Source organism: Streptomyces cellostaticus (assembly GCF_001513965.1).
GTDB classification, from domain to species: Bacteria; Actinomycetota; Actinomycetes; order Streptomycetales; family Streptomycetaceae; genus Streptomyces; species Streptomyces cellostaticus.
Genome location: NZ_KQ948041.1, coordinates 1 through 18,070, shown reverse-complemented (window position 1 = coordinate 18,070; position 18,070 = coordinate 1). Strand labels below are relative to the sequence as shown.

Sequence of the window (18,070 nt, the reverse complement as noted above, 5' to 3'; positions counted from 1 at the left end):
GACCCCCAGCGAGGCCCGCATGCCACCCACGCCCACCACCCGCACCGACGACGACCTCCTCGCCACCACCGACGTCGCCGTCCTGCTCCGCTACGGCCTCACCCAGGACGCCTTCCGCACCGCCCTGTTCGGCGACGGCGCCATCGCGGCCGCCGTCACCCTCGACCGGCTCGGGGTGGCCCCGCGCTCGGTGTCGTACGTCGCGAAGGTCGTCCGCGCCGGCGGCCTGCGCTACGCCGCCGAGCTGCCCGAGCCGCTGCCCTCGCCCGAGGCGTCCGCGCTGCTGCGCGACTGGCTGGAGACGGCCGCGCAGCTGGCCGACGGGCCGGAGGGCGAGGCACGCGTCGCCCGCTGGCTGGACACGGTCGCCGAGATCACCGGCCTGCGCCGAGGCGCCCGCGCCCGGATCAGCGACGCCCCAGGAACACCGGGTTCGTGAACGCGGCCAGCGCCCCCGGGACCGGGCCCAGTGCCGTCTCGTGGCGCAGTTCCGCCCGTACGTAGGCCGCGTACGCCGGGGTCGTGAGCCACTCGACGGCACCCTCGCCCGACACCGGCAGTGGACCGCTGCTGAACAGCACGCCCTGGTCGGTGACGAAGCGGACCGAGCAGCGCGGCGCGCCGGAGACCTCCAGGCGGACCGTGACCGGGGTGTCGTCGGGCACCGCCAGCCGTTCGCCGATGCCCGCCTGTCGCCCCCCGGCGGCCGTCGCCGTGAAGGCCAGGGACACGTTCCGGGACTCGGCGACGTACGACCGGCCCGCGCGCAGGCCGTCCAGGACCGCCTCGCGGGTCAGGTCGTCGGCGAGGACGACCGTCTGGGGCAGGCCGACCACGTCCGGGTCGCGGTGGGCGTCGCTGTTGCCCAGGGCGGGCAGCCAGGCGCGGTTGTCCTTCACGGAGGCGACGAGCAGGGCGTCCCAGGTGGCCAGTGTGACCTCGTCGTCGGGTGTGTACGGCCCGTTCCACACCTCGACCGCGTCCGCCTCCCCGAACCCGAACTTCCAGGCGCACCCGACGCAGGTGGCGTGCGGATGGGCCGGTACGACCAGACCCCCGGCCTCCCGGATCCGGCGGGCGAAGCGGCCGAAGCGGTCGTCCCGGGCCCGGTACCGCCAGTCGACAAAGGTGCCCGGTTCGGTCCCGAGGGCCAGCACATGGCCGTTTCTCGTGGTGACCTCCTCGCCCAGCAGCACGAGCAGGTCGTCGCCCGCGGCGTCGGCCCAGTGGGCGTGCGAGGAGGTCGTGTTGTGCTCGGAGCTGTTGATGAAGTCCAGGCCTGCCGCGCGGGCCAGCGCCGCGATCTCGGCCGGGGTGCGGCGCCCGTCGGAGTGCCAGGAGTGCAGGTGGCAGTCCCCCCGGTACCAGTCACGGCCCCGGCCCGCCGCCCGGGAGGGGGGATACACCGGCCGAGGGGACGGGCCGGACTCGCCTTCGGTGAGCGTGATGGTCAGCTCGTACGCCAGGCCCTGCGGGGCGACCGTGTAGGGGCCGAGCACGATGTGCCAGGTCCCCGGATCGAGCGGCCCGGGCAGATAGCCGGGGGTCGCGTCGTCCGCCCGCACGAAGAACTCCGCCCGGGCCCCACCCGACCACCCCCGAAACCCCCGCCCACCCAACTCGACACCGCGCCGGTCGAAGAGCCCGATGTCGAGGGCGTTGCCGGGGGTACCGGGCGGGACGGTGGGCCTGTCGTAGGTATAGGAAACCTTCAACTCGCCGGTGCCGGGCGGTACTTCGACGGGCAGATAGACGTAGTCCGGTGAGCCGGGTGCCAGAGTCCCGCGCAACGTCGTCACACGTCCAACGTAAGCCGCCCCCAGGGGCGCGGGACAGTATCAATTTGCGACCCGCGCCAAAGTCCCGACCAGTCGGTATGGACAGGTGGGACAATGCCGGGTACAGAAGAACCATGCGCATCGCCGTCACGATCTTCCTCACGGACGAGACCGTCACCCCCACGCGCCTGGCCCGCGAACTGGAAACCCGGGGTTTCGCAGGCCTGTATCTCCCCGAGCACACCCACATCCCCGTAGACCGGACGACCCCGTACCCCGCCGGAGGCGACCTGCCCCGCGAGTACGCCCGCACCCTCGACCCCTTCGTCGCCCTCGGCCAAGCCGCAGCCGTCACCCAGCGGCTGGCACTCGGCACGGGGATCACGCTGGTCGCCCAGCACGACCCGATCGGCCTGGCCAAGCAGATCGCCACCCTCGACCACCTCTCCGGCGGCCGCTTCACCCTCGGCCTCGGCTACGGCTGGAACGTGGAGGAGGCCGCCGACCACGGAGTGGAGTGGCGCACCCGCCGGGAGCTGGTCCGGGACCGGATGGGTCTCATGCGGGCGCTGTGGTCCGAGGAACCGGTGGGGTACGACGGGGAGTTCGGCGGCGTACGGCCGAGCTTCGCGTTCCCCAAGCCGGTGCAGAAGGCGCGCGGCCCGGTCGTCGGCCCCCGCACCCTCGTCGGCGGGGCGGCCGGGCCCAAGCTGTTCGCGCACATCGCCGAGTACGCGGACGGCTGGCTGCCGATCGGCGGACGCGGGCTCACCGAGGCGCTGCCCGTGCTGCGGTCCGTCTGGGCGGATGCCGGCCGCGACCCGTCCGCCCTCCAGATCGTCCCGTACGCCGTCCTGCCGACCCCGGGCAAGCTCGCGCACTATGCGGAGCTGGGCATCGAGGAGGTCGTGCTCCAGCTGCCGTCTGCGCAGGAGAGGGAGGTGCTGCGGGTGCTGGACGGGTACGCCGAGTACGTGTGAGGAACGGTGGCGGCAGCCGAGTCAGGGGCGCGGGGCCGTGCCGATGTGCGGCTCCGCCGCGTCGGCGCGAGCAACCACGACGGACCCGCACCCAGCACTGCAGAGCCCCCCGGACGCCCCCGATCTCGCTGAACCGGCGGAGCCATATGCTCAAGGGATGACGACTTCCGCGACCTCCGGAACCGGCCCTACCGAGAACTCCATGCGTCGCGCCCTCAAACGTGCCCGGGACGGCGTCGCCCTCGACGTCACCGAGGCGGCAGTGCTCCTCCAGGCCCGCGGCGAGGCCCTGACCGACCTCGCCGCTTCCGCCGCCCGGGTGCGGGACGCGGGCCTCGAGGCGGCGGGCAGGCCCGGTGTCATCACCTACTCGAAGAGCGTCTTCGTCCCTCTCACCCGGCTGTGCCGGGACAAGTGCCACTACTGCACCTTCGTCACCGTCCCCGGCAAGCTGCGCCGGGCGGGCCACGGGATGTTCATGTCCCCGGACGAGGTGCTCGACATCGCACGCAAGGGTGCCGCCCTCGGCTGCAAGGAAGCCCTGATCACCCTCGGCGACAAGCCCGAGGACCGCTGGCCGGAAGCGCGCGAGTGGCTGGACGCGCACGGCTACGACGACACCATCGCCTACGTCCGCGCCATCTCCATCCGCATCCTGGAGGAGACGGGCCTGCTGCCCCACCTCAACCCGGGCGTGATGACGTGGACGGACTTCCAGCGCCTCAAGCCGGTGGCGCCCTCCATGGGCATGATGCTGGAGACGACCGCGACCCGCCTGTGGTCCGAGCCCGGCGGCCCGCACCACGGCTCCCCGGACAAGGAACCGGCCGTACGCCTGCGGGTGTTGGAGGACGCGGGCCGTTCCTCCGTCCCCTTCACCTCCGGCCTGTTGATCGGCATCGGCGAGACGTACGAGGAGCGCGCGGAGTCCCTCTTCGCCCTGCGCAAGGTCTCCCGGGCCTACCACGGCATCCAGGAACTGATCATCCAGAACTTCCGTGCCAAGCCGGACACGGCGATGCGCGGCATGCCGGACGCCGAACTGGACGACCTGGTCGCCACGGTGGCCGTGGCCCGGCACATCATGGGCCCGAGCGCCTGCCTCCAGGCCCCGCCGAACCTGGTGGACGACGAGTACGAGCGCCTCATCGGCGCCGGTATCGACGACTGGGGCGGGGTGTCGCCCCTGACCATCGACCACGTCAACCCCGAACGCCCCTGGCCGCAGATCGAGGCCCTCACCGAGCGCTCCCGGGCCGTCGGCTTCGAGCTGCGTGAACGTCTCTGCGTCTACCCGGAGTTCGTCCGCCGCGGCGAACCCTGGCTGGACCCGCGCCTGCGCCCGCACGTCGCCGCGCTGGCCGACCCGGAGACCGGCCTCGCGCGCCCGGACGCGGAGGTCGAGGGGCACCCGTGGCAGGAGCCGGAGGAGGCCTTCGTGCCCACCGGCCGCACGGACCTGCACCGCACGATCGACACCGAGGGCCGCACCGCCGACCGGCGCGACGACTTCGACGAGGTGTACGGCGACTGGGAGGCGCTGCGCGAGGCGGCCGCCCCCGGCATGGCGCCCGAGCGCATCGACACGGACGTACGCCAGGCGCTGCGCACGGCGGCCGACGACCCCACCCGGCTCACGGACGCCGAGGCCCTGGCCCTGCTGCACGCGGACGGCCCGGCGCTGGACGCGCTGTGCCGGGTGGCGGACGACGTGCGCAGGTCGGCGGTGGGCGACGACGTGACGTACATCGTCACCCGCAACATCAACTTCACCAACGTCTGTTACACGGGCTGCCGCTTCTGCGCCTTCGCCCAGCGCCGCACGGACGCCGACGCGTACACCCTCTCCCTGGACCAGGTCGCGGACCGCGCCCAGCAGGCGTGGGACCTGGGCGCGGTCGAGGTGTGCATGCAGGGCGGGATCCACCCCGACCTGCCGGGCACGGCGTACTTCGACATCGCGAAGGCGGTGAAGGAACGCGTCCCCGGGATGCACGTGCACGCCTTCTCGCCGATGGAGGTGGTGAACGGCGCGACCCGCACCGGCCTGTCGATCCGGGAGTGGCTCTCCGCCGCCAAGGAGGCGGGTCTCGGCTCGATCCCCGGTACGGCGGCGGAGATCCTGGACGACGAGGTCCGCTGGGTGCTGACGAAGGGCAAGCTGCCGACGGCGACGTGGATCGAGGTCGTGACGACGGCCCATGAGCTGGGCATCCGTTCCTCGTCCACGATGATGTACGGCCATGTCGACCAGCCCCGCCACTGGCTCGGCCATCTGCGCACGCTGGCCGGGATCCAGCAGCGGACGGGCGGCTTCACGGAGTTCGTGACGCTCCCCTTCATCCACACGAACGCGCCGGTGTACCTGGCGGGCATCGCCCGCCCCGGCCCGTCCACGAGGGACAACAGGGCGGTGACGGCGATGGCGAGGCTCCTGCTGCACCCCTGGATCCCCAACATCCAGACAAGCTGGGTCAAACTGGGCGCCGAGGGTGCGGCGGAGATGCTCCGCTCCGGGGCGAACGACCTGGGCGGCACGCTCATGGAGGAAACGATCTCCCGCATGGCAGGCTCCTCCTACGGCTCCTACAAGTCGATCCGTGACCTGGTGGCGGTGGCGGAGGCGGCCGGCCGCCCGGCGAAGCCGCGCACGACCCTGTACGGCGAGGTGTCCGAGGAGCGGCAGCGGGCGGCGGCGGCCTCCGACGGGCACCTGCCCGACCTGCTGCCGGTCCTGGACTGAGCACGGACTGAGTACGATGATCCGACCCCTGTGCTGAGCAGGGAGACCCATAGCGGAGGAGATGCGTACCCGTGGCTGCCCGACTGCCCTCGTGGACCTGGGTCTCCGGCCTGACCGCGGGGGCGACCGCGGCCGTCATCGCCCTCGCCGTCCAGGCGGAGCACGGGCCGCATCCCACGGCCGCGACGGCCAGGCCCGGCGCGTCGGCATCGGCGTCGGCGGGCGCCCATGCGTCCGCCTCGCCGAAGCCGTCGGGTCCCCCTGCGCTGCCGCAGCTGTCCGGCACGGGCCGCCGCATCGTCTACTCCGTCGCCGCGCAGCGGGTGTGGCTGGTGGACGCGACGGGCAAGGCGACGCGGACGTTCACGGTGTGGCCGGGCACGGTGAGCCCGCAGCCCGGCCGCTACTCGGTCATCAAGCGCGCCGCGGGCCTCAAGGGCTCGGACGGCGTCCAGATCGAGCACGTCATGTACTTCACCGTGGTGTCCGGCGTGAACATAGCGTTCTCGAACGCCCTCGACGGCGCCTCGCCGCCGCCCGCGAACGGCCTGAAGACCGGCGGCATCCGCCTCCACAAGGAGGACGGAGCCGCACTGTGGGCCTTCGGCGACCTGAACACCGGGGTGACGGTCGTCAGGTAGCGTCCCGCTGCCCGCCGCCCGGCAGCTGGTTGACGATCAACGCGACCCCGCTGAGCAGGAACACCCGGGTCGCCGCGTCCAGCCCGTTCCAGGTCTTCGACTGCCACATGGAGAACCACTCCCCGCCGATGGCGATGAACCCGGCACCGAAGAGCAGGACGAGCATCAGCAGGCCGTAGGTGGAGAACCGCCGGGCACGGCCGACGTCCCGCCGGGCCCAGAGATACGTGCCATAGACGAGCACGAGGGCGGCCACGCTCTCCCACACGATGATCGCGACATAGGCGGTGTCCTGGAGCGCGGTGCTGGTGATCGCCCGCCACATCAGGTCGTCGTCCTTGAAGGTCGTGTCCATCGCGAGCACGTGCCGCACGAACTGCTGATTGGTCCCGAAGTCGGTGATGTTGCCGAGGGCTACGAGGGCGATGTAGAGGGCGAGAACGCCGGTGAGCACACCGGCGGCCAGCGGAAGGGTGTTTCCAGAGATGCGGCTGGTGGGGGCGGTGCCCGTGGTGGGGGTGGTGGTCATGGCCGAATTCTCTCGCGGCGGGGGCCGCCTTCTCCCCCCGGCATTGCGCCAGAATGAGGAGGCCGGCTTCGGGGGAAAGGCGTACGGATGGCGCAGGCACGACCGTCGATGCAGGAGCTGATCGGACGGCGCAGACGGGCGGGGTTCGTCGGCCGTAGCGACGAACGGGCCGCATTCCGGGAGAACTTGGACCTTCCTCCCGAGGACGAACGCCACCGGTTCCTCTTCCATGTGCACGGCAACGCCGGTGTCGGAAAGACGTTCCTGGTCCGGGAGCTGGAGCAGATCGCGCGGGAGCGCGGGGCGCTGACGGCGTACGTCGACGAGGGCGTGGGGAGCGTGCCAGAGGCGATGGCGGCGATGAGCCGCGAATTCGCCGGACAGGGGCACGAGTTGAAGAAGTTCGACCGTGCCCTCGCCACCTACCGGGAACGGCGGCACGAGGCGGAGGCGGTGATGGCGGGGCTGGAGCCTGAGGGCCCTTCGCCGGTGACGGCCACCGCGGTGCGGGCCGGGCTTGCGGGACTGGGCCTGATACCCGGTGCCGGACCGTTCGTGGGCGCGGTCGACGCAGCCCAACTCGTCCACTACGCCGACAGGTTGAGGCGAGGCCTCAGTGCCCGCTTCACCAGCCAGGACGACGTGCAGCTCGTGCTGTCACCGGAACAGGTGCTGACCCCCAAGCTGCTGGACGAACTGGCGGGGCTGGCCTCCGCGGTACCGTGGATCGTCCTGTTCTTCGACACGTACGAGCGGATCGGGCCCTTCGTGGACGCCTGGCTGTACGAGACGATGACGAACGACCGGCACGGCTCGCTGCCCGCCAACGTGGTCGTGGTGACCGCCGGCCAACGCCCCTTCGACACGGCCCGCTGGGGCGGCTTCGCGGACTTCATGACCGATGTGCCGCTCGGGCCGTTCACGGAGGCGGAGGCGCGGGGCCTGCTGGCGGACCGGGGGGTGGTGGCCGAGCCGGTCGTGGCGGAGGTGCTGCGGCTGGCGGGTGGGCTCCCGCTGCTGGTGTCCACCCTGGCCGAACAGCGTCCCGCCGACCCGGACGGCATCGGTGACCCCACCGCCACGGCCGTGGAACGCTTCCTGAAGTGGGAGCCGGATCCGGTCCGGCGGGGGGTGGCCCTGGTCTGTGCGCTGCCCCGGAGACTGGACGCCGACGTCTTCCGGGCGCTCGTGGAGCGTCCCGAGGACGAGGTCGAGGCCCTGTACGACTGGCTGCGGGGCCTGCCCTTCGTCAGCGAGCGCGGCGACCGGGCGCAGTACCACGACGTCGTACGCGCCCCGATGCTCCGCTTGCAGCGCCGGCGGTCCCCCCGGGGCTGGGCACAGCGCCAGCGACGGCTGGCGGAGGAGTTCGGCCGATGGCGGGAGGAGACGGCGGCGGGACGGGACGTCGACGAACTGTGGGCGGACGAGCAGTGGCGGGAGCTGCGGCTGGCGGAGTCGTATCACCGGCTGTGCGCGGGCGATCGGCAAGCGTTGCCGACGGTACTGCGGGAGTTCGTCCATGCCTGTGTCGCCGGTGACGCCACCGCCCAGCGGTGGGCGCGGGCCCTTGTGGACGCGGGCGAGGACGCCGACGTGGGGTCCGTGGCTCGCTGGGGAAGCGATCTGGTGCAGGCGCTTGAGAGCGGTGGAGTGGCCGACGCCCTCGGGCGGCTGCTGTATCAGGCGGCGCTCGACGATCCGGACCGGGCACTCGCTCACGCGGCGCGGGGAAACGCGCTGCGGCGTGGCGGGGCGTACGACGAGGCACTGGCCGCATACGGGAGGGCCGTCGCGCTGGATCGCGAACTGGCGCGGGCCTATCGCGGCCGGGCCCTGACCTACGGCGAGCTGGGCGATTACGAGGCGGCCCTCGCGGACATGGAACGGGCCGTGGCGCTCGCGCCGGACGACCCGTGGGTTCACGCGGTGCGCGGCGAGTACCACCGCATTCTGCGCAATCACGACGAGGCGGTCCAGCACCTGGACGAGGCGATCCGGCTCGACCCGGCCAGTGACTTCGCCTGGGCTTCCCGAGGCGCCACCTGTCTCGCGCGGGGTGAACTCGACAGGGCTCTCGACGATCTCAACCATGCCCTGGAACTCAACCCGGACTACGCGTGGGCGCTCGCCCGCCGGGCCCGCGTATGGCGCGCCCGCGACGAGTCCGCCCGTCAGCTCGCCGACCTCGACCGTGCCCTGGCCCTCCAGCCGGACTGGGCCTGGGGGCGCTGCGAACGCGGTGACGCCCTCCGTGTGGCCGGGCGTGACGAGGAAGCCCTCTCCGACTACGACCGTGCGCTCGCCCTCGACCCCGAGTACGCGTCGGCGTACGCGAGCCGGGGGGTGTCGTTGTCCGGTCTCGGCCGTCACGCCGAGGCTCTGACCGACCTGGACCGCGCCGTCCGGCTGAGGCCCGAGTACCCCTGGGCAGAGTGCCGACGGGGCATCGTCCTCTTGGAACTGGGCTCCCGCGACGCGGCTTTGGCCGCTCTGGACAGGGCGAAGGCTCTGTCGCCCGACGATGAATGGATTCTCACGTGGCGCGGCAGGGCGCTGGCTGTCCTGGAACGCTGGGACGAGGCGCGCGCCGAGCTGGACCGCGCGCTTGAACTCAACGCCGACTTCGTACTGGCCCACGGCTTTCGATGCGCCGTCCTGACCCGGCTCGCGCTCCACGAAGAGGCGTGCGCGGACCTGGTGCGGTGCTTCGAGTTCCTGGAGGCCGTGCCCCTCGGGGAGAACGGGATCGGCCGAGGGGAAGCGGTACTCGATGAGCCGACAAGCCGGGTGATCCGGGTGCTGGAAGAGCTGATCCGGGCGCCGGACGCCGACCGAGCGGCCCTCGCCCGGATCCTGGCCCGGTTCGGCACCGCTCGCGACCTCCTCCGCCCGCAGAGCACGGACTGACTTCAGCCATGAGCCGTGAACGCCCGGGAATACCTCAAGAACCCGAGGCGAGGAGTGTCATTTCCTCCTCCGAGAGCCGCAGCGCGCCGGCCGCGATGTTCTGCGCGAGGTGGTCAGGATCGCCGGTCCCCGGGATGCCCAGCACATGGGGCCTCTGGTGCAGGGTCCAGGCCAGCCGGACCTGTGCGACGGAAACCCCGTGTGCGCGGGCGACGGCGCGCACCTCCTCGCCGCCTCACCACCCAACTGCCGCCCCACCTCCCGGCCGCGCCACCCCGCCCGGCACAGCACCCCCCCACCCCACTCCAGACCTGCGACGGCTGCGACCGCGCCTTCCGCGCCCCTCACCCGGGCCGGTGCCGCGATTGCCGCGCGTCGTCCGCGGCTGTGGCATGAGCGCCACGTCACCGGCATACCGCCGATTCCACGGGTACCGTACGAGGACCGAGCCAGCCGCACCGGAGGTCATCGTGAGCGCCCAGACCGACGGCCCGTACGAACCGCTGATCCCCATGCCCGAGCTGACGCCCGACGCGTTGCGGGCGGCGGTTGCACGCATCGCGCCGAGTCGGGTCCCAGCCCTCACGCAGCACCTTTTCGAAGCCACGACCAACGCCCAGCAGACCCAGAGCCTTGCGCCGCTGCGTGCCTTTGTCCACTCCTGGGCCGTGTTCGTGGCCATCGAGCGGCATCCGGGACGGTCTGCCCGCCTGCGCGAACTGGAGCGCATCGTGGATGCGGGGGAGCAGGACCCGGCGGCGGCCATCGAGGAGATCCGCGCGATTCGCGAGGCGGCCGAGGCGGAGGCCGGGTTGTGACGGACTGGACTTGGGACTACAACCCGAGCGCCGAGTACGTCACGGGAGGGCTGCCGCCGGGTGTGGTGGCGGAGGTGGAGCGGCTCACGGCAGAGCCGGCCGCACTCGGCCATGACGCCGTCAAGGTGGGCCGGCCTCTCGACCGCGAGGGCGGACTGCGCGAGTTCGACCTTCTCGGCGGGCGCGGCTTCATCAGCTTCCTTGCCGTGCCCCGCCACGAGTGCGTCTACATCTGCAACGTCACTTGGTACGGCTGACTCTGCCCTGAAGCCCTCAGCGCCGCCCCGCAGCCTCCCCCGTCACCACCGGCCGCACCTTCGACAGCATCAGCTCCAGGAACTGCTCCGGATGCCGGAACGACGCGAAGTGGCTGGCCTCCCTGATGAGGGCGAAGCCCTTTACGGGGGCCGTGACCTGCTCGAAGAAGCCGCGTGCCGGCTCCGGCGGGGTCAGGACGTCGCTGTCGCCCTGGAAGAGGAAGAAGGGGAGGCGGAAGGTCGTGCCCTCGGCGACCTCGTCGATCGTCATCGCCTGCGGGCCCAGCTGCTCGGAGAAGTTCATGCCCTTCAGGTACGAGCGCAGGCCGCGCAGGTTGTGGAACGGGGAGAACCAGAGGGAGCGGATCACGACCTTCTTCATCGTGTCGTAGGTGAGTGGATCGGTGGTCACCACCGTCTTCGCGTACTCCGACCACTGCTCGGCGCTCCAGGCCGTCTGGTCCGGGCCCATCTCCACCACCTTCGCCAGCTCCTTCTTCCTGCCCGCCTTCTCCAGCCGGGCCAGCAGCGCCTCGTAGGACGAGGTGTCGCGGCCGCCGCCGATGATGTTCTGGTCGGTGCCGACGTACGCCGAGTACAGCTCGGGGTGGTTGCGGGCGAGGCGCAGGCCGGTGACCGTGCCGAAGCTGTTGGCGACGAGGAGGAGCCGGGAGACGCCGAGGCGGGCGCGGATGTACTCCGTCACCTCCAGGGCGTCCGCGTAGAGGCGGTCGAGCGTCATCTCACCCTGGGCGGCCGGGCCGCTTCCCGCGAACGTCCTGCCCGCGCCCCGCATGTCCCAGCGGACGATCGTGAAGTGCCGCTCCCAGGCGCGGGTGCGCGGAACGTGGATCAGGTTGGAGGCGCCGGGGCCGCCGTGGATCTCCAGGATCACGGGGTTCGACAGGTCCTCGCCGCGGATGGAGATCCACTGGTCGATGCCGCCGATGCGGACGTACGACGCCTGGTCGATGCCGTTCGGTGTGGTGATGCGCAGCTTCTTCGCGAGCGAGGCGCGCTTGAGGGCCCGGTAGGTGAGCAGCATGAGTGTTCCCCCTTAAACTGTTTATGCCGTCAGCAGTTGTGTTTACGGTATATACAGTTGGTGGGCGGAGTCAACGGGCTTCGTCCGAGCCGAAGGGGAGGGGAACCGCATGGCCGCCCGGAACAAGGAGCAGGACAAGCCGCGTGACCCGCGGGCGAGCCTCGCACTGCTGTGGGGCGAGCAGGAGCAGCCCACCCGCGGGCCCAAGCCGAAGCTGTCCCCGCAGCGGATCGCCGCGGCCGCCGTCGAACTGGCCGACGGGGAAGGTCTTGACGCCGTCTCCATGAGCAAGGTGGCCGGCGGGTTCGGGGTCTCGGCCATGGCGCTGTACCGGTACGTCCCCGGGAAGGGTGAACTGGTCGAGCTGATGGTGGAGGCCGTGCTGGCCGAGGGCCCGGACCTGTCGGGCGTGCCGGGCGGGGACTGGCGGGCGGGGGTGCGGGAGTGGGCCCGCCGGTGTGCGCGGGTCTATGCGGCCCATCCGTGGCTGCTCGGCGCCACCGCCATGCGCCGGCACGTCATGGGGCCGCAGCAGCTGCGCTGGCTGGATGCTGCGCTCGCCGCCCTGGAGCCGACCGGCCTCGGCGCCGCCCAGCGGCACCAGGTCTTTCTGCTCCTCGTCGGACTCGTGCGCAACCTCGCCCAGCAGGTGTCCGACTACGACGAGGAACAGGACCGGGAGTGGAACCGGCTCACCGGCGAACTGCTCGCCCGGCACGCCGACCGCTTCCCGGCCCTCACCAAGGCGATCGCCGAAGGTGCGTTCGAGCCGGCCGGCCTCGACCCGCTCGAATTCGGCCTCGACCGGATCCTCGACGGAGTCGAAGCGCTCATAGCTGGGCGGGAATGACCGGGCGGGGCCGATTTGCCCCCGTGAACCGGCCGTCCCCGGTCGATTACAGTGCTGACCGTCGTACGTACGGGCGGTGCCGTGAGGAGGTCTGGATGGGTGCCACGACCGGTGCCGTCTGGGGCCGTGCCGAGCAGCAGGACTTCCGCAGCAGGGTGCGCGGCACGCTGCTCGGCGGCGCCGTCGGCGATGCGCTCGGCGGGCCCGCCGATGCGCTCGCGCTGGACGAGATCCGGTCCGCGTACGGCGGGGAGGGGCTGCTCGACCTGGCCTTCGGGCACGGAGGGCGCGGCACGGTCACCCACCACACCCAGCTCACCCTCTTCACGGTCGACGGGCTGATCCGGGCTCAGGTACGCCGTGACACCGGCGCCTGGCATCCGCCGACCGACCTGCACCGGGCGTATCTGCGCTGGGCGGCCACCCAGCGGGACTGGGGGCCCGACGAGCGCCGCAAGGACGACGGGTGGCTGGCGCGGGAGGAGTGGCTGTACGCCCGCCGGGATCCGACCCGGGCGCTGCTCATCGGCCTCGGCGACGACACCATGGGCACGCTGGAGACCCCGAAGAACCCCGGGGAACTGGGCCCGGAGGCGGTGGCCCGGTCCGCCCCCTTCGGCCTGCTGGTCGGCTGGGAACCCCAGCTGGTCATCCAGCTGGCCGTGGAGTGCGCGGCCCAGACCCACGGACACCCCATCGCCTACCTCTCGGCGGGCGCGTACGCCGTGATCATGCACGCCCTCGCCCGCGGCGAGAGCCTGGACGGCGCCGTGCAGCGGGCCCTCGCCCTGCTCGCCGCCCGCCCCGGCCACCAGCCGGTCTCCGACGCCCTCCAGCACGCGCTCGGTGCGGTACGACAGGGGCTGCCCGGCCCGGCCCGGGTGGAGGAACTGGCCGGCGACGGCACCGCGGACGGCCTGCTGGCCGCGTCCGTGTACTGCGCGCTGGTGGGGGAGGACGTACGCCACGGCCTGTGCCTCGCGGTGAACCAGAGCGGCCCCTCCGCGGCGGCGGGCGCACTGACCGGCGGCCTCCTCGGCGCCCTCCACGGCGAAACGGCCCTGCCGCCGGCCTGGCTGGCCGAGCTGGAAGGACGGCCGACGATTCTGGAACTGGCCGACGATTTCGCGATGGAGATGACCCAGGGGCCTGCACTGCACGGCCCTGCCGGGTCGTCACCGGGGTGGCTGGCGCGTTACCCGCGGTAGGGGCTGCGCCGCGGTCAGGCGATGGTGGCGTGGAAGAACTTGACGCTTCCGCCAAAGGCGGTGACACCGGCGATCACCGCTGCGGCCGGCCCGTAGCCGGGAGCTTGCTCACATGAGGTTCAAGTCTCCTGTGAGTAGTTGCATCTCAGGAGGGACGCAGCGTCTGCAGCAGCCCGCCCGTCTCCGTGACAACCCAGAAGCTCCAGCCGTTGCGGTTCGGCTTCACCTGGGGGTTCACGGCCTGCAGGACCGCGCTGGCCGCCCCGCTCGGGGTGCGGTAATCGCCCGCCGCAGGGCCGGTGGTGACGGTGAGGGTCTGGGTGACGGGGTCGTATTCGCCCTCGATCCGGACGCCGCCGTAGAGGGCGTGCACCGCCACGCGCTCGCCCTTCGCGGAGGCGGCCTGCGTCACGGCGTCCGGTCGCTGGAAGTGTTCGATCAGCTTGCGTACGGCGTCGGCCGGGCTCACGTTCCAGGCCCGTGCGAGCAGGTTGACCTGGGTGAAGGTGACGTCGTCCACGCCGTCGATGCTGTTGCTCATGCCCTCAGTCTAACCGCACTGTGAGCAAAACGGAGAATATTTGAGGGCATTCGCTATGCCCTCGTGCAGGTGTGCACGGTCATCCCGCTCGCTTCCATGTGGCGGATGCGCAGGACGCCGCTCTTCTTGGTGTAGTTCACATCGAGCTGCTGCCCGGAATCGCTGCCGGTGAGACCCGGCGGCTGCCAGGGCAGGAGCCGGGATACCGAGTCGCCGACCTTGGAGGGAACGTTCTCGGCTGCGGCGTCGGCAAGTTCGCCGGAGCTGTCGCCCATGTGTTCGGGGGCGCGCAGCGCCAACCGGGTGCCCTGGAGTGCCCAGGTGCCCTTCTGCGTCTTCCCGCCGCTGAAGTCGCTAATCCTTCACCGGAGTCCCCACGATGTCGTCCCCCGCCGCGGTCGGCACCGGTACGGCCGTCATGCCGTCCCCGTCCGTGTTGAGTTTCTCGATGACCGCCAGGCGCTCGGGGGTGTCCTCCGGCTTCAGGAAGCCGATCAGGATGTACAGGACCAGGGAGACCGCCAGCGGGATCGAGACCTGGTACTGGAGCGGGACTCCGCCGTCGACGTTCCCGTTGATGGGGTAGTTGACCAGCCAGAAGGCCAGCAGGCCCGCCGCCCAGCTGGTGAGGGCCGCCGTCGGGCCGGAGCGGCGGAACGGGCGGAGCAGCCCGAGCATCATCGGGATCGCGATCGGGCCCATCAGACCGGCCACCCACTTGATCACGACCGTGATGATGTCCTTGAAGGCGGGGGAGTCGACCTGCGTCGCCACCGCCATGGACAGGCCGAGGAAGACGACTGTCGTCACACGGGCCGCGATCAGGCCCGAACGCTCGCCCCAGCCCCGGGCCTTCTCCGACAGCACCGGCGCCACGTCACGGGTGAAGACCGCGGCGATCGCGTTCGCGTCGGAGGAGCACATGGCCATCGTGTGCGAGAAGAACCCGACGATGACCAGTCCCAACAGCCCGTGCGGCAGCAGCTGTTCGGTCATCAGGGCGTAGGAGTCGGAGCCGTCGGGCTTCTTCGCGTGGACGAGGAGCGGGGACATCCACATGGGGAAGAAGAGGACCACCGGCCAGACCAGCCACAGGACCGCCGACAGGCGTGCCGAGCGCTCGGCCTCGCGTGCGCTGCCCGTCGCCATGTAGCGCTGGGCCTGGTTGAGCATGCCGCCGTTGTACTCGAAGAGCTTGATGAAGAGGAACGCGAGCAGGAAGACCGTCCCGTACGGGCCGACCAGCGGCTTGCCGTGGCCGTGCAGAGCAGGCTCGTCCCAGGCGCCGAAGAAGCCGATGTTCTTGTCGTTCAGCTTCACCACGACCGCGACGGACATCGAGATTCCGGCCAGTAACTGGATGACGAACTGCCCGAGTTCGGTCAGCGCGTCCGCCCACAGGCCGCCGATCGTGCAGTAGACGGCGGTGATCGCGCCGGTGATGAGGATGCCCTGGTTCAGCGACGCACCCGTGAACACCGACAACAGGGTCGCGATCGCCGCCCACTTGGCGCCGACGTCCACGATCTTCAGCAGCATGCCCGACCAGGCGAGCGTCTGCTGCGTGGGCAGGTTGTAGCGGTTCTTCAGGTACTCCAGCGGGGAGGCCACATGCAGCCGGGACCGCAGCCGGTTGATGCGCGGCGCGAACAGCTTCGAGCCGATGGCGATGCCGAGCGCGATCGGGAAGGACCAGGTGATGAAGGAGGTGACACCGTAGGTGTAGGCGATCCCGGCGTACCCCGTGAACATCACCGCGCTGTAGCCCGACATGTGGTGCGAGATGCCGGACAGCCACCAGGGCATCCTGCCGCCGGCCGTGAAGAAGTCGCTGACGTTGTCCACCCGCTTGTGCGACCAGAGGCCGATCGCGACCATCACGCCGAAGTAGCCGGTCAGCACGGCCCAGTCGAGACTGTTCATGTGCCCGATCGTGGGACTGCCTACGTGAACACGACAAGCAAGGGGAAGGTCAAGTCCAGGCAAAAATGTTCGGTGTGGTGACCTTCGTTCACTTACATGAACATAGGAACTCGGCTCAGCGCATCAGCTCCCCCGCATTGACCAGCAGTTGCTGTCCCGTGATGGACCTTGCCCGGTCCGAGGCGAGGAATGCCGCCGCGTCGGCCACGTCCCCGTCCGTCGCCAGCTCCGGCAGCGCCATCCGCTCCGTCAGCCGCCCCAGCACCTCGGCCTCCGGCACCCCTTCCGTCTGCGCGGTGAACCGGACGTAGGCCTGCACCGGCGGCCCCCACATCCAGCCCGGCAGCACGGTGTTGACCCGGATCCGGTGCGGCCCCAGCTCCCGCGCCAGCGAGTACATCGCACTGGTCAGCGCCCCCTTCGAGGCGGCGTACGCGGCCTGCTTGACCTGTGAGGGCGCGGCGACGGCCGACTGTGTCCCGATGAACACCACCGACCCGCCCCCGCCTGCCTTCAGCGCCGGCAGGCAGGCCCTGGTCATCCGCAGCGTCCCCAGCAGGTTCACGTCGATGACCGACTGCCAGGTCGCGAAGTCCGCGTCCTCGACGCCGCCGAAGTAGGAGTCCCAGGCGGCCACGTGCACCACGGCATGGATCCCGCCGAACCGTTCCCGCGCCAGCGCGGCCAGTGCCGCGCACTGCCCCTCGTCGGTGATGTCGGTCGCCCGGTACGCCGTGTGCGTCCCGTCCGGATCGATCTCGGCCGCGCTCTTGGCGAGGTTCGCCTCGGTGCGCGCCCCCAGCACCGCGTTCCCGCCGTCCCGTACGACGGCCGCGGCGACCTGGTGGCCGAGCCCGGCCCCGACCCCCGAGACGAGGACGGTCCTGCCTGCGAGCAGAGACATTGCGGCCTCCCTGGCTATGGCACTTCATCTGACGGAGCGTCAGAGTATGGGCGACCGCTGGAAAGGGGAACCGCATGAGCGAGGACACCCGCAGCGAGGTGTACGCCGAACTGGCCGCCCTGGGCCCGTACGGCGTCCGCCCCGGCCACGCCCTGATCACCATGGTCGAGCCGCACCCCGGCCACGAGTACGCCTACAACCGCTGGTACGAGGACGACCACTACTACGCCGGCGCGATGGCCATGCCCTGGATGTACGCAGGGCGCCGCTGGGTCGCGACCAGGGACCTGCAACTGCTCCGCTACCCGGAGAAGTCGGCCGTCGCCCAGCCGGTCACCGCCGGCTGCTACCTCTCCACGTACTGGATCACCGACGGCCGCTACGACGACCACATGAAGTGGACGGTTGCCATCAACAAGCGCCTCAACCGCGATGCCCGCGTCCACCACGCCCGCACCCACGTCTTCACGGCGTTCCAGGACCACGAGACGACGGTCTACCGGGACGGCGCGGCGGGCCCCCGCGACTTCCACGCCCTCGACCATCCGTACGCGGGGCTGGTGCTGGAGGTGATCGACACGGAGTCGGCCCAGCAGCGGGCACAGGTGCTGGAGTGGCTGAGCACCCGCCACCTTCCCCGGCGGCTGGCGGGCTCTCCGGCCGCGATGGTGACGGTCTTCAGGCCCACGCCCCTGCCCGGCGACCGCATGACCTATGTCAAACAGGTCGAGGGCGTCGACACCCGGCTCACCCTGCTGTGGTTCCTGGAGACGGATCCGCGGGAGTGCTGGCAGGAGCGCTTCACGGGGCTGGACGAGCAGGTGACGGAGGCGGGGCTGGGCACGGTGGAGCTGGTGGCGCCGTTCATCCCGACGATTCCGGGCACGGACAGGTACGTGACGGAACTACGCAGCTGAGAGAGTCGGGTGGGCGGGTGGAAAAA

General features: G+C 71.2%; 17 protein-coding genes and 1 pseudogene. 10 read left to right on the top strand and 8 right to left on the bottom strand.

Annotation, left to right across the window (positions count from 1 at the left end; all coding sequences use genetic code 11):
* Window positions 1-19 precede the first annotated feature (19 nt).
* A complete protein-coding gene (locus tag AQI88_RS34440; RefSeq protein WP_067007075.1) occupies window positions 20-439 on the top strand; it encodes a hypothetical protein in 420 nt (139 codons plus the stop codon).
* On the opposite strand, the gene AQI88_RS34435 is transcribed toward AQI88_RS34440, so the two are convergent.
* The gene (locus AQI88_RS34435; RefSeq protein ID WP_067007072.1) at window positions 408-1,799 is read right to left on the bottom strand and encodes a CehA/McbA family metallohydrolase; all 1,392 of its coding nucleotides are present in this window, start codon (window positions 1,797-1,799) and stop codon (window positions 408-410) included. The two genes, AQI88_RS34440 and AQI88_RS34435, sit on opposite strands and share 32 nt — an antisense overlap.
* 113 nt (window positions 1,800-1,912) lie before the next feature.
* Here AQI88_RS34435 and AQI88_RS34430 point away from each other — a divergent pair, with 113 nt between their 5' ends.
* The 3 genes from AQI88_RS34430 to AQI88_RS34420 all read left to right on the top strand — a co-directional run bounded on the left by AQI88_RS34430 (window position 1,913) and on the right by AQI88_RS34420 (window position 6,142).
* Entirely contained in the window at window positions 1,913-2,758 is an 846-nt protein-coding gene (locus AQI88_RS34430) for an LLM class F420-dependent oxidoreductase (protein WP_067007069.1), read from the top strand.
* 157 nt (window positions 2,759-2,915) lie between these two features.
* The gene (locus AQI88_RS34425; RefSeq protein ID WP_067007065.1) at window positions 2,916-5,501 is read left to right on the top strand and encodes a bifunctional FO biosynthesis protein CofGH; all 2,586 of its coding nucleotides are present in this window, start codon (window positions 2,916-2,918) and stop codon (window positions 5,499-5,501) included.
* 71 nt (window positions 5,502-5,572) lie between these two features.
* Window positions 5,573-6,142: a hypothetical protein gene (locus tag AQI88_RS34420; RefSeq protein WP_067007062.1), complete on the top strand. Its 570-nt coding sequence runs from the start codon at window positions 5,573-5,575 to the stop codon at window positions 6,140-6,142.
* On the opposite strand, the gene AQI88_RS34415 is transcribed toward AQI88_RS34420, so the two are convergent.
* Window positions 6,135-6,671, bottom strand: a complete 537-nt coding sequence (locus tag AQI88_RS34415; RefSeq protein WP_067007061.1) for a DUF2165 domain-containing protein — start codon at window positions 6,669-6,671, stop codon at window positions 6,135-6,137. The two genes, AQI88_RS34420 and AQI88_RS34415, sit on opposite strands and share 8 nt — an antisense overlap.
* Before the next feature lie 87 nt (window positions 6,672-6,758).
* Between AQI88_RS34415 and AQI88_RS34410 the strand changes: the two genes are divergently transcribed.
* Entirely contained in the window at window positions 6,759-9,581 is a 2,823-nt protein-coding gene (locus AQI88_RS34410; RefSeq protein ID WP_067007060.1) for a tetratricopeptide repeat protein, read from the top strand.
* A 34-nt stretch (window positions 9,582-9,615) separates the two neighbouring features.
* Here AQI88_RS34410 and AQI88_RS34405 read toward each other — a convergent pair.
* A pseudogene (locus AQI88_RS34405) lies at window positions 9,616-9,810 on the bottom strand (aldo/keto reductase); the annotation flags it as partial.
* Window positions 9,811-10,051: 241 nt separating this feature from the next.
* On the opposite strand from AQI88_RS34405, the gene AQI88_RS34400 reads away from it, so the two are divergent.
* Both AQI88_RS34400 and AQI88_RS34395 read left to right on the top strand, forming a co-directional pair.
* Window positions 10,052-10,399, top strand: a complete 348-nt coding sequence (locus tag AQI88_RS34400; protein WP_067007053.1) for a DUF6247 family protein — start codon at window positions 10,052-10,054, stop codon at window positions 10,397-10,399.
* Window positions 10,396-10,656, top strand: coding sequence for a hypothetical protein (locus AQI88_RS34395; RefSeq protein WP_067007050.1), 261 nt, complete (start codon window positions 10,396-10,398; stop codon window positions 10,654-10,656). The genes AQI88_RS34400 and AQI88_RS34395 overlap by 4 nt, the downstream gene beginning before the upstream one ends.
* A 16-nt stretch (window positions 10,657-10,672) precedes the next feature.
* Here the strand turns inward: AQI88_RS34395 and AQI88_RS34390 are convergent, their stop codons facing one another.
* Complete coding sequence (locus tag AQI88_RS34390) at window positions 10,673-11,701, bottom strand: alpha/beta hydrolase (protein WP_067007047.1); 1,029 nt, start codon at window positions 11,699-11,701, stop codon at window positions 10,673-10,675.
* A gap of 109 nt (window positions 11,702-11,810) precedes the next feature.
* Between AQI88_RS34390 and AQI88_RS34385 the strand changes: the two genes are divergently transcribed.
* Both AQI88_RS34385 and AQI88_RS34380 read left to right on the top strand, forming a co-directional pair.
* The gene (locus AQI88_RS34385) at window positions 11,811-12,551 is read left to right on the top strand and encodes a TetR/AcrR family transcriptional regulator C-terminal domain-containing protein (protein WP_067007045.1); all 741 of its coding nucleotides are present in this window, start codon (window positions 11,811-11,813) and stop codon (window positions 12,549-12,551) included.
* 95 nt (window positions 12,552-12,646) lie between these two features.
* Window positions 12,647-13,759: an ADP-ribosylglycohydrolase family protein gene (locus AQI88_RS34380; RefSeq protein ID WP_067007042.1), complete on the top strand. Its 1,113-nt coding sequence runs from the start codon at window positions 12,647-12,649 to the stop codon at window positions 13,757-13,759.
* 145 nt (window positions 13,760-13,904) lie between these two features.
* Here the strand turns inward: AQI88_RS34380 and AQI88_RS34375 are convergent, their stop codons facing one another.
* The 4 genes from AQI88_RS34375 to AQI88_RS34360 form a co-directional block, all read right to left on the bottom strand.
* Window positions 13,905-14,300 carry a hypothetical protein gene (locus tag AQI88_RS34375; RefSeq protein WP_067007039.1) on the bottom strand — a complete coding sequence of 132 codons (396 nt, stop codon included), beginning with the start codon at window positions 14,298-14,300 and terminating at the stop codon, window positions 13,905-13,907.
* Between the two features lie 53 nt (window positions 14,301-14,353).
* On the bottom strand, window positions 14,354-14,575 hold the full coding sequence (locus tag AQI88_RS34370) for a hypothetical protein (RefSeq protein WP_067007036.1): 222 nt from the start codon (window positions 14,573-14,575) through the stop codon (window positions 14,354-14,356).
* A gap of 79 nt (window positions 14,576-14,654) precedes the next feature.
* Window positions 14,655-16,223, bottom strand: a complete 1,569-nt coding sequence (locus tag AQI88_RS34365; RefSeq protein WP_067007034.1) for a sodium:solute symporter family protein — start codon at window positions 16,221-16,223, stop codon at window positions 14,655-14,657.
* Between the two features lie 115 nt (window positions 16,224-16,338).
* The gene (locus tag AQI88_RS34360) at window positions 16,339-17,127 is read right to left on the bottom strand and encodes an SDR family oxidoreductase (protein ID WP_067007032.1); all 789 of its coding nucleotides are present in this window, start codon (window positions 17,125-17,127) and stop codon (window positions 16,339-16,341) included.
* 74 nt (window positions 17,128-17,201) lie between these two features.
* Between AQI88_RS34360 and AQI88_RS34355 the strand changes: the two genes are divergently transcribed.
* Complete coding sequence (locus AQI88_RS34355; RefSeq protein ID WP_067007028.1) at window positions 17,202-18,044, top strand: hypothetical protein; 843 nt, start codon at window positions 17,202-17,204, stop codon at window positions 18,042-18,044.
* Window positions 18,045-18,070: the final 26 nt, after the last annotated feature.